Below are 10,650 nucleotides of genomic sequence, written 5' to 3' on the forward strand. Positions count from 1 at the left end.
CGACTACGAAAACGAGTACCGTCAGCAGTGCTCGGCAGCCACCTCCGATCGCGAGGTGGCTTGAACCAGGTCTCCATCAGATCCAGGACGGTTCAATCATTACCAATACAGCCCCCCACGCGCCCACGAAGGGGAGAGCGATCAGGGCAGCCACTGCCGCCGCAATCGACCCGAGTATGAGGAATTTTCGCCCGAACCTGGCGACCAAGCGCGTCAGCCCGAACCGGCTCACGACCGAGACGAGCGCGCGCAGTGCAAGCAACAACCCGACCATAGTGGGATTGACGTCCTGTTCGATGGCCCACAGCGGCACGAACGTGTACATGAGGTCGACCGAGACGAGAACCGCGCCACTGACCACCAGCGAACGCCACAAGTCGGGGGTTTTCAGCAGTGCCCACGTGCCAGTGGGTTGGGACTCCGATGGAGGGAGGGCTGTCAGACTGCGGTCGGTTCGATGGAGAGGGATATGGGAGGGGAGCGCGAAAGCAACGAGAACGACACAGACGATCAGCCCAGCTGTGGTGTTCGGTCCAGGCTCGTCGCTGGATGCGGTCAAGGATGCGACGGCGGTGACCAGCGGAGGGCCGACGAGTTGTCCGATCGAGGCTGCGGCTGTCAGCGTGCCGAAGGCTGCGTCACTGCTGCCTGAGGCGCTGACATTGGCGACGAAGGTTTGCTGGCCCACCATTATCAGCATGTGCCCGAGGCCGATACACGATGCCGCGGCGAGCACAGTCCATTGGTGGGCAAACGCGAAGGCTCCGAGGGTGCCGACCGCCGCGGCGATCATGCCTGCCAAAGCAACGACAGGGCCACCGATTCGGTCCGACAGCCGTCCGGCAGCGAGCGCACAGAGGAAGGCAGGCAAGGCGAAGCACGAGGCCAGCAGTCCGAGGAACAGCGGATCTGCACCGAGCGCGAGCGCGCGGTAGCCGACCATCAAACGGACTCCCGACCAGGATGCCTGCACCAGAATGGTCTGATACGACAACACGATTCGCCAGCCGGGCCCGTTCACTGAATTCTCCTGACAGATAGCGGCCGATGGCCGTGGGTTTTCGACAGACCATGCTCGGACGATCGGCTGTACACGTGCTGGGCCGCTACATGCTGCGTCTAAGGGGCGTACGTTCTCGCAGCGGCTGGATGACGGCAATTCCACCGACGACGGCGGCCAGGCCCCCGAGCAACAGGGCATACCGGGCGCCTAGAAGTTCACCTATCGCACCCACCAGCGGCGCGCCGAATGCTCCGGAACCAATCCACGCCAGGGCCCACAGCGCCATCACCCGTCCTCTCATATCGGGGCTGGCTTGCAGTTGCAGAACTGTCTTCGTATTGGAGTTGAAGCTCACCGAGCCGTAACCGACGAAGAACAGCAGGAAGTACATCACCGGCAGCGACGGCGACAACGCCGCGGCACAGATCGCGATACCCCAGGCCACTGCGGACAACCACAATGAGCGGTTGCTCGGGGGAGGTCGCGAAGCGCCCACGATTCCCGAGAGCACCGCGCCAGCTCCCATGCTGGCAGTCATGCATGCATACACTGCTGCGTCTCCTTCGAATACGTACTCGGCCATGAGCGGCAGTGTGACCGGAAACTCCAAAGTGAGTGCACCGTTCACCGCCACCAGCGACATCGGTATCACCAACAGACGCGTCCGGTACACGTGGCGGAGCGCCTGTCTGATTTGGCCGGGTTGCCGGTCGACGCTGGTCGAGTGATCTGAAGCGCTGGTTTGCATGACTGCAGTGACAACGACTACTGCTCCGAACGACATTGCGTTGAGAACGAAGCACCAACCTAGATCCCACCGTGTGATGACGACGGCCGCCAGAAGGGGACCGATGATGCGGGCGATGCTGATCAATGTGGAGTTGAGTCGCACGGCACTGTGCAGCAGCGCATCGGTGACGAGCTCGGACAACCATGCTTGACGTGCTGGATTGTCGAAGGCGTTGGCTGCACCCATGAGGGCACATATCGCCATGACAAGCGGGATGGAGACAGAGGACAGCAGGACACAGATTCCTAGGGTCGTCGCAAGCATCCCGTTGGCAGTGGATGCTGCGATGATGATGCGACGCTTAGGCAACCGATCGGCGATGACCCCACCCCAGAGGCTCAGCAGCAGCACCGGGGCATAGCGGCACGCGATGACCAGGCCCAGCCAGGCGCCGGACTCTGAGATTTGCAGTACCAGTAGCGCGATGGCCACTGTCTGCATCCAGGTCCCCGATACGGATACTGTCTGTCCGATGAAATACAACTGAAAATTGCGGACAGCCAGGACTGACCGTAGCGGTCCTCGTTCGCGTCGAGGTGGTGAGAGAGATATGTCGGCGTGTACGAGATTTCGGCGACGCCGTCTCGGCACTCGCACTCCCTTCGCAGGTCGGGCAGATGCAACGGTCCGGCGAAAGGAGCGAAGCAACGACGCCCTGCTTCACCCCTTCGCCTCCGGATGTGTTCAACCGTCACGACTGTGCGGCTCGGGCCTCATGTAGGGGCAGAAACATATCGGCGCGTGGTGTGATGCGCACGCGGGGAGACAGCAGGTATTTGTCGCTCACCTTGATCAGCGGCAGCATCGGAACCTGTTCGCTGTAGAACGTTCGCCATAGTTGCTCCAGCGCAGTGGTTCTTGCTTGGCCGGTAAGAGCTTTGGCCGCATCGAGTTGCGTTTCGAAGTCCTCGTTGCAGTACACGGAGAATCGGCCGTCGCATTCCAAAATGCTTCCCGCGGGCTGGGACAGGTCGAACAATTCCGAGGAGGTACGGGCCAGGAACAGCCATCCACGGTCCTGCGGGATGTCCTCGATGGTCTTTCCTCCGAACGTCTGGCGGTACTGGTCCAAGCCCTCGGTTTCGCTTTCGGCACCGACCGCGGCGTTCAGACCGACGGCGTTGAGGTTGGTCACGATTGTCTGAGCGATGTCATCGACATCGGGGAACATCCCGACGCGGTACTTGACAGTCAGGGGGATCGATATGTCCACGCCGTCACCGGCGGCCTGTTCGACCAGTTGAGAGGCCTTGTCTTGGTCGTGTTCGAAGCCTACATCGGTGGCATATCCGGACATTGCCGGTGGCCCGGGGTTGTCGGCAACTTCGGTCTGCTCGGTCATGAAGGTGGTGGCGATGCCTGCTCGGTCTATCGCGTAGGCGATGGCTTGTCGGATGCGCGGATCCGCGAGCATCGTCTGGTGGTGTTGATCGATGCGCAGGTAGCGAATTCCATTGGAGGTGACGTCGATGCAGGTTGCGCCGTCGACTGCGCTGGTTCGGCATTGTTGATCGCTGGTTCCCAGTGCGATGTCGGCCTCACCGGTTTGGACTTTCTGCGCCCGAACCTGGTTCTCCTGCAGGAAAACCCACTCGACTGTGTCGAACATGCCCGGTTCGGCGAGCCAGGACTCCGGGTAGAGCTCGAGTCGAACGTCCCGCCCCGGGTTCCATGAGACGAACTGGTAGGGGCCTGTGCCGATCGGCTGTGTGGCCAGCGACTCGGGCCGTTCGGCGATCTGAGTCGGTGAGGCCAGGGGCAGGACAGCCATCCGCGCCTCGAACAGCGGATCGAACTGGCCGAGTTCTACTTTCAGCGTTCGGTCGTCGAGAGCGGTGAACGTAGCGGCCCCGTCGACGTAGTTGCTCGAGTACGTCAGTTCGGGATCCCAGATGTAGGTCAAAGACCTCGCCGCGTTCTCGGCAGTGAATGGAGTGCCGTCGTGCCATGTAACGCCGTCGCGGAGGGTGAACGTCCAATGGCGGTCGTCGTCTGCGCGCCACTCGGTGGCAAGCAATGGCTCGATCTCACTGGTTTCGGTGTTTCTGGTAAGCAATGGCTGAAAGACGTTGCGCATCACCGGGATCGCGTGACTCGCAGCGCCGGCCTCACTGGGTTCGAGGCTGGTCAGCTCGGTGGTTCCTGCGATCGCGATGTTTCCTCCACCGCCGGGTGGGCCGTCAGAGGGCCAGTCGAAGCTCTGTGTTGCCGATGGAGCAATCTGGCAGCTGCTGAGGAAAGCCGCTGCGACTGTTGCCGCCAGGATTTTCGTGATGTGCGATCGCGTTGTCATCAACTACTCCACGGTGAATAGGCCCTCGGTTGCCGACAGTTGGGGTGGTTTGCCGATCACAGAACGGAACCAGTCCGCTGTGCGTGCGTTGGGCGAGTCCTCGCACGCACAGCAGACTGAACCGCTGGAACAAGCAGCAGGTGGTGTGCAGGCCGAGAAGTCGCCTGCACACCAACCTGGGGCTCAGTCGGTGAACTCGAAGGAAAACACCTTGGCGATGTGCAGATGGAACCGTAGCTGAATTGTGGTGCCCGCCAGGTCAGCCAACGTTCCTCCCTTCCACGTCACGTCGGCATCGAGTTCGTCGCCTGACAGGAGCGGTGCGTCGGCGAGCGTGAAGCCGGGCAACGCACGTCCTTTGCCGTCGAGAACTTCGATTCGGATCGACCCGGCGGAGCCTCGTGTCTTGTAGTTCAGCTTCAGCTTGGGTTGTGTCACGACCAGCGGATGAGTCGTGAACAGACCTCGGTCGTCGGCGATGACGGCCGACACGCGGTGCCTCTTCCAGGTGGCATAGCCTGGCACTCCCAGCGGGGGCCTGCCGAAGCGCGGGTACTTGTAGGGCTTCTCATACCCGACCACCGGTAGACCGATCAGATCCCCGGGCAGATCGACCAAGCCGTATCCGGCCTCGAGGTCGTCGTACTCGAACTCGCTCGTGCCGTGCTGCGGCGACACGATTCTTTCGCCGGGCGACCAGTGCCAGTACAGACCATCCGAGCTGACAGCAAGAGCGACGTCACGATTGTTGGTGTTGATGTTGAACATCGTGGCGTACATCAGGTACACGTCGTTGGTACCGGGGTATTTGAGCACCGGGCAGTGCATGATGTCGGTGGTGGGATGGTCGGTCAAGGACGCTTCCAGGACGGGGTAGGGCGTCGACCACGTCTCGAAGTCCGAGGTCTCGGTACGTCCGGCCGATCGCCTTCCTGCCCGCTGCATCCGAAAGTAGCTGACGTACTTGTTGATTCGGTCATCCCAGAAGGCGGTGTTCATCTGGTCCGAGCAGTACATCACCAGTGGTTCGGTCAAGGGCTTCCAGTGGATGCCGTCTGCCGACACAGCGCCCGCTGTCGTTGCGAAGGTTCCTTCCTTTCCCGGTTTGCCAGCGACGGATTTCGGATCCATGTCTTCGCCGAATCGCTGCTTCTGACGGGCCAGGAACGCCTCGGGGTCTTCGTATTTCTCCTCCGCGCGGTAGATGAGCTTGAACCGCTCCTCGGGCGGTGCGGTTTCGTCGATGACGACAGCACCGCTGGCGAAGTGGTTCGGGCTCAGTTCGCGTCCGTAGACCCAGTTCGTGGGCTGCCCCTTGTAGTCCTGTAGTCCGAGTTCGGGTTTCGTCCAGTTCAGGCCATCCTCGGACTCGGCATAGCACAGCACCCATCCAACGTCCCAATGCCATTTCAGGTCGGGGGTGTCGTAGTGGTCGGGCGGTACGACGGTGTACCACATCTTGTACTTGCCGTCGTGAAACAAGACGTTGTTGACGTACATCAGGTAGGCCTGCTCCCACGGCTTGTCGCGGGGGAAGATCGGCCCGATGACGTGGGCCGGTTCGGCCTGCAGACGAATACCGTAGGGGGTATCGGCCAGCGCCACCGGTTCCGGATGTGCGGGTCCCCATTGGGACATCTTCGTTGGCTTTTCGTCGGTGCCAACGGTGGCAGGATCGACCCAGCTCACGTCGCCGGTGGCGATCAGACGCCAATCGACGAACAACTGCGGTCCCTGCGGTTTGAGTGGGAGCTTCTGTTCCGGGGTGATGAGCAGCATGAGAATCCTTCGTCGGAGTTTTCAGCCAGATCAGTTGTTGTGTACTGGTTTTTCGGTGATGACGATGCCGTCGGCGTCGGCGTATATCCAGTCGCCGTCGGTGATCGAGGTGCCAAGGATGTCGATGGTGCCCCCGGTTCGTCCCGAATGTAGGTTGCGTTCGGTCTTGCGAGGCACCAACCCGAGTGCACGGAGGCCGACTGGTGTGGATGCCAGTTCAGCGGCGTCCCGTACGCATCCGTAGACGACGAGTCCTGCCCACCCGTTGTCGGCGGCACGTTTCGCGATATTGCCTCCGAGCAGCGAGGCCCGTACAGAGCCGGCACCGTCGACGGCCAACACTCGACCTTCTCCGGGGGTGACGACCAACTCTCGGATAGGAGCGTTGTCCTCGAAGACCTTGACCGTCAGAGCTGGGCCGGCGAACACAGACGTGCCGCCGAAGTCGCGCAGTGTCAACGGATCGAGTATTCGGACGTCATCGTGAGCGTCGCAGATGTCGCACGTGCTGAAGTCCACAGAACTCATAGCTTGATCCTCGGATAGATTTTGAGAGCGTTTCCGGACAAGATCTTCTCTTTGTCCTCAGCACTCAGGTTGTCGTTGGTTGTGATGAAATCGGTTGTGTCGTCGAAGGTTCGGCCAGTAAGCGGATCGATGTGCTTCGACGTACCGAACGGCTCGGTGGCGAACAGTAGATTGTCGATCGGTGCCTTGCGGATCAACATGTCCACCGAGTCGCGGTCGTAGATCGCAGTGTCGATGTAGATGTTCTTGATGGCCTCCTCGAACGGCTTCCGGTTCGTTCCGACGTGCAGCGACCGGTGACGGTTGAAGTGGAACGGCCACGAACCACCTCCGTGCGGAACGATCAGCTTCAGATCTGGGTAGCGATCGAACAGGTCCGACCACGCTAGTTCGAAGAAGACCATCGAATCGTGGTTGGTGTAGTGCGAGCCGTTGAGGTGCAGGGCCGGGTTCACGCACGAGGTAGCATGCATCAGACCGGGCACTTGCAATTCGATCATGGCTTCCCACAACGGGTTCCACCATTGGTCGCTGAGCTTCGGCGTGAAAGGTTGACCGCCGCCCGCGATGTCGGCGTTGATGTTGCAACCGACGAAACCCAGCTCGATAACCACTCGTTCGAGCTCGCCGATCCACTGGTCGGGGTCCACGCCGGGAGATTGCGGCAGTTGGGCTGCACCGATGAACTTGTCGGGGAACATCTGACAGACTCGCGCGATCAGATCGTTGTTCGTCTGAGCCCAGTACAGGCTCATCTTGAAATCGCCGACCTCGTGGCCCATCCCGGAAGCGCGGGGGGAGAAGATCATACGGTCCACCCCTTGACTTTCCATGCGGTCGAGGTGGCCTTGCAGTGAGTCGGCAAGCTGCTGATCGGAGATCTTCAGCGAGCGGCCTTTTGTCGGTCGATTCCGTTGAGACAGTTGACGTCCCCGGTAGGCATCAAGTGCCTGCGGCGCGGTCGTGAAATGCGCGTGCGACTCGATGATCATGGTCGATTTCCCTTTCGTTCGGTGGTAACGGTCGGAGTTATTCAGCCAGTTGCCATTTCGCGCCGTTGATGTCGACGAAGTTGCTCACCGTTCGCCCTGTGGGAGTGGGGTGGTGCTCGCGGCTGAACGTTCCGCCGGCCGCTTTGATCTTGGCGATCGCGGCGTCGGGGTCATCGACGCTGAACGCGATGTGATCGATCTTGCTGCCCTCGATCTTGTCGTCTTGGCGGATTTCGAACATCACCTGGTGTTCACCCGGCAGCGCCACTTCCGCTGAGCCTCGCTCTTCCATCCTGCGGAGTACTTCGAATCCCAAAGAGGTGAAGAACTCGAGGGTGGCTCCGAGGTCAGCCACTCTCAGGTCGATGTGATCAAGGCGGACCAACATGAGGAATCTCCTTCGTGGGGGTCATGAAACGCGGCGGTACGACCCGCGTGGAACGGGGCGCAGAGCGGACTTCCGTGAATCCACTGTGTATGCGTCCCCGCCGATGACTCTGGCAGAGCGTCCTGCAGGATGTCAACGTTTTTGCAAGTTCAAGGTTTTCAAAAGTTGGTAGCCATGTCGTTTCAAGTCGGCATTTATAATTTTCAAAGTGTGACGTACTTGACATTGAGATGATTAAGATTGCAGACTGACGGCCAGCCTGCAAGGTCTCGATCTTCTGGGATGTTGCATCGGCCGCGTACTCGACTTATGGAGCAAGAGATGCGATTTCGTGATGCGTTGCAGGCCAATTCTGGAAGCTTGACCGATGCGGACCGTCGCGTCGCCAACGCGATCTTGACTACCCGGATCGGCATAGCCGAGTTGACCGCTGCGCAACTGGCCTCGAACGCGAGCGTGCACGAATCCACAGTCGTGCGGTTCGCTCAGAAGGTGGGCTATGACGGCTACCCGCAGCTGCGAGTCGCGCTGACCACTGAATTCGACAATCGTCTGCGCCCGTCCATCGACACCCACCCAAGGTTGACGACGGACCGCAACCCTGCGCTGGCCGCCGTCGTCGATGCCCATGTCGAACTCATAACCGAGCTGCCGCGCATGATTCCGCAGTCGGCCATCGACGAGGCCGCGGACATCTTCGCGTCCGCCGGCCAGGTGCTGGTCATTGGTCGCGGACTGATGACAGCACCAGCCACGTTCATGGCGCGCAAGCTGACTTTGCTCGGTGTCTTGGCTGTTCATTCCGATCAGGGCGGGGACGAGGCCGTCGAACGAGCTGCCTTGCTCAGGCCGGGAGACGCGGTACTGATTTTTGCCTTCAACGACGAATACGCGGGTTTCTCATCGCTGGTCTCGACGCTGGCCGCCCGTGGTGTGCGAGGTGTTCTGGTAGCGGATCACGCAGCCCTTCTGGAACGCGTGCTTCCCGACGTGGTACTTCCCGTGCCGCGACGCAACACCGACTACGGCGTGATGGGCGCGATCATGGTGGCCTGCTACGCCATCGAGTACGCGATGACCGCCGGTATTCCCGAAGCAGCGCAGCAGGCCAGAAGTGACATCGCAGCTCTGGCCGGCCCGAGTCACGCAACTGCTCGGTACGAGCAAATTCTGGACCCCTCAATGCATTCCGTTACAACTGACAACCGGATCGGAGAGCCCCCGCAATGAAGTTGGCGAAACTCATCGGCGCCTGTGCCGTCGCATCGCTCGCGCTTACAGCATGTGGCACTGGTGGTATCGACGCTGCCGCATTCGACTGGCCTGAGGAAGGCCAGCCCGGTGGTGGCGGAAACGTGACCATCGTGAGCAACACAGAACTGTCCAGCCTCGAACCCGGCGAAGCCGGCACGGCCGGCCAAGCCTTTCCAGTTCTGAAAAATGTTGTTCAAAGCCTGCTTACGCGCAACACCGAGACCAACGAGGTCGAACCGCTTCTGGCCACTGAATGGGAGTCCGTCGACCCGCTGCACTGGACCTTCACTTTGCGGAACGATGTCACGTGGCATGACGGCACTCCGTTCGACGCAGAGAACGCAGCACGCGCGCTGACATACGTCTGGGATAAGTCAATTCCGTACGCGGGCAACTTCGTCGGCGATCCGGTCGCCTTCTCGGCGATCGATCAGTACACGCTCGGTATCGAATTGACGACCCCAGATCCACTCGTTCCGGCCAAGATGACGATGATGCCGTTGGCCTCCCCGACTCAGATCCAGAATGCGCCCCAGACACTGTCCACCACGCTGATCGGCACTGGGCCGTACAAGTTCGTCTCGTACGAACCTCGCGCCAAGCTCGAGCTCGAGCTCAACCCTGACTATTTCGATCTTCATCCGGGAATGTTCGACACGGTCTCGTGGATCTTCCGCGCGGAGAATCAGGTTCGAGCTCAGCTCGTGCAGGCCGGCGAGGCCGACATTGCAATGGATGTGACCGGCGAACAATGCCAAGCATCAGTCTCGGCCACCGCGCGATGCATCGAGAACACCCGCAATGGATTCCGCTTTCTACGACCCGACTTCTACAACCAGACAGTGCTGTCGGATCCCAGGATCAGGCAGGCCGTCGCGCATGCAGTCGACCGCAGTGGGATCACCTCAGCGTTCATCGCGAGTAGTGGGGTTCCGGTCGATAACCCGGGTCCTGAAGGGATGGTGGGCTACTCCGAGGATGTTGCCACCTACGAGTACGACGTGGACAAGGCCAAACAACTGGTCGCCGACGCGAAAGCCGACGGCATCAACACCGATCTGCCACTGACCATCAAGTACCGCACCGGATTCTTCCCCAACATCGATGACATCGCTCAATCCGTAGCCACCAATCTCAACGCCGCCGGTCTCAACGCCAAGGTCGAGGCGCTGCCTGACGCCGAGGGCCTCGCACAGTACCGCCAGAACTTCGAAGCGAACTCGATCGAGAACATCGCCCCCGATCGAGGGTGGATTTTCCTTGCCACAACATCGAACGACCTGTACGACTTCTCCCAGCTAGGGGACACCCTGCTCAGCTGCGACGGCAAGTTCTCGGTGTACTGCAACCCCGATTTCCAAGCCAAGTACGACGCAGCCAGCGCCCAGCAGGGCGAGGCCCGCCAAGATGAATTCGCGAGCCTCTGGGACGCCCAGTACGCCGCAGATGCGCCGATCGTTCCGATTGCCGCACCCACGGACTCCTGGGTGGTGTCGAACAGGGTTTCGGTGGAGTTCCGGTCCGACCTGTTCATCCCCCTGACAGAAGCCCGCGGTGCACAGGCCGGCCCGAGTTAACCAGCGCCACGAGGAACAGAGCAACGACCACTTGTCCCGGCAGACG

General features: G+C 60.8%; 9 protein-coding genes. 2 read left to right on the top strand and 7 right to left on the bottom strand.

The features are described from left to right. Window positions 1–76: 76 nt before the first annotated feature. From CHB96_RS27080 to CHB96_RS27110, 7 genes are all read right to left on the bottom strand, one after another. On the bottom strand, window positions 77–1,021 hold the full coding sequence (locus CHB96_RS27080; protein ID WP_176444524.1) for an MFS transporter: 945 nt from the start codon (window positions 1,019–1,021) through the stop codon (window positions 77–79). Between the two features lie 85 nt (window positions 1,022–1,106). Further along, on the bottom strand, window positions 1,107–2,390 hold the full coding sequence (locus CHB96_RS27085; RefSeq protein ID WP_342746284.1) for an MFS transporter: 1,284 nt from the start codon (window positions 2,388–2,390) through the stop codon (window positions 1,107–1,109). Window positions 2,391–2,484: 94 nt separating this feature from the next. Then, entirely contained in the window at window positions 2,485–4,086 is a 1,602-nt protein-coding gene (locus tag CHB96_RS27090; RefSeq protein ID WP_089252199.1) for an ABC transporter substrate-binding protein, read from the bottom strand. A 183-nt stretch (window positions 4,087–4,269) separates the two neighbouring features. Beyond that, window positions 4,270–5,865 (bottom strand): glycoside hydrolase family protein, encoded by a 1,596-nt coding sequence (locus tag CHB96_RS27095; protein ID WP_089252201.1) that lies wholly within the window; start codon window positions 5,863–5,865, stop codon window positions 4,270–4,272. Between the two features lie 30 nt (window positions 5,866–5,895). Next, on the bottom strand, window positions 5,896–6,393 hold the full coding sequence (rraA, locus tag CHB96_RS27100; protein ID WP_089252203.1) for a ribonuclease E activity regulator RraA: 498 nt from the start codon (window positions 6,391–6,393) through the stop codon (window positions 5,896–5,898). Further along, window positions 6,390–7,385 carry an amidohydrolase family protein gene (locus CHB96_RS27105; RefSeq protein ID WP_089252205.1) on the bottom strand — a complete coding sequence of 332 codons (996 nt, stop codon included), beginning with the start codon at window positions 7,383–7,385 and terminating at the stop codon, window positions 6,390–6,392. The genes rraA and CHB96_RS27105 overlap by 4 nt, the downstream gene beginning before the upstream one ends. 37 nt (window positions 7,386–7,422) lie before the next feature. Beyond that, window positions 7,423–7,773 (bottom strand): VOC family protein, encoded by a 351-nt coding sequence (locus CHB96_RS27110; protein ID WP_089252207.1) that lies wholly within the window; start codon window positions 7,771–7,773, stop codon window positions 7,423–7,425. Window positions 7,774–8,055: 282 nt separating this feature from the next. Between CHB96_RS27110 and CHB96_RS27115 the strand changes: the two genes are divergently transcribed. Together CHB96_RS27115 and CHB96_RS27120 are read left to right on the top strand one after the other, a co-directional pair. Beyond that, the gene (locus CHB96_RS27115; protein ID WP_089252209.1) at window positions 8,056–9,003 is read left to right on the top strand and encodes a MurR/RpiR family transcriptional regulator; all 948 of its coding nucleotides are present in this window, start codon (window positions 8,056–8,058) and stop codon (window positions 9,001–9,003) included. Further along, window positions 9,000–10,604, top strand: a complete 1,605-nt coding sequence (locus tag CHB96_RS27120; RefSeq protein ID WP_089252211.1) for an ABC transporter substrate-binding protein — start codon at window positions 9,000–9,002, stop codon at window positions 10,602–10,604. Before CHB96_RS27115 ends, CHB96_RS27120 begins: the two co-directional genes overlap by 4 nt. Window positions 10,605–10,650 lie beyond the last annotated feature (46 nt).

The organism is Rhodococcoides kyotonense (assembly GCF_900188125.1).
GTDB lineage: Bacteria > Actinomycetota > Actinomycetes > Mycobacteriales > Mycobacteriaceae > Rhodococcoides > Rhodococcoides kyotonense.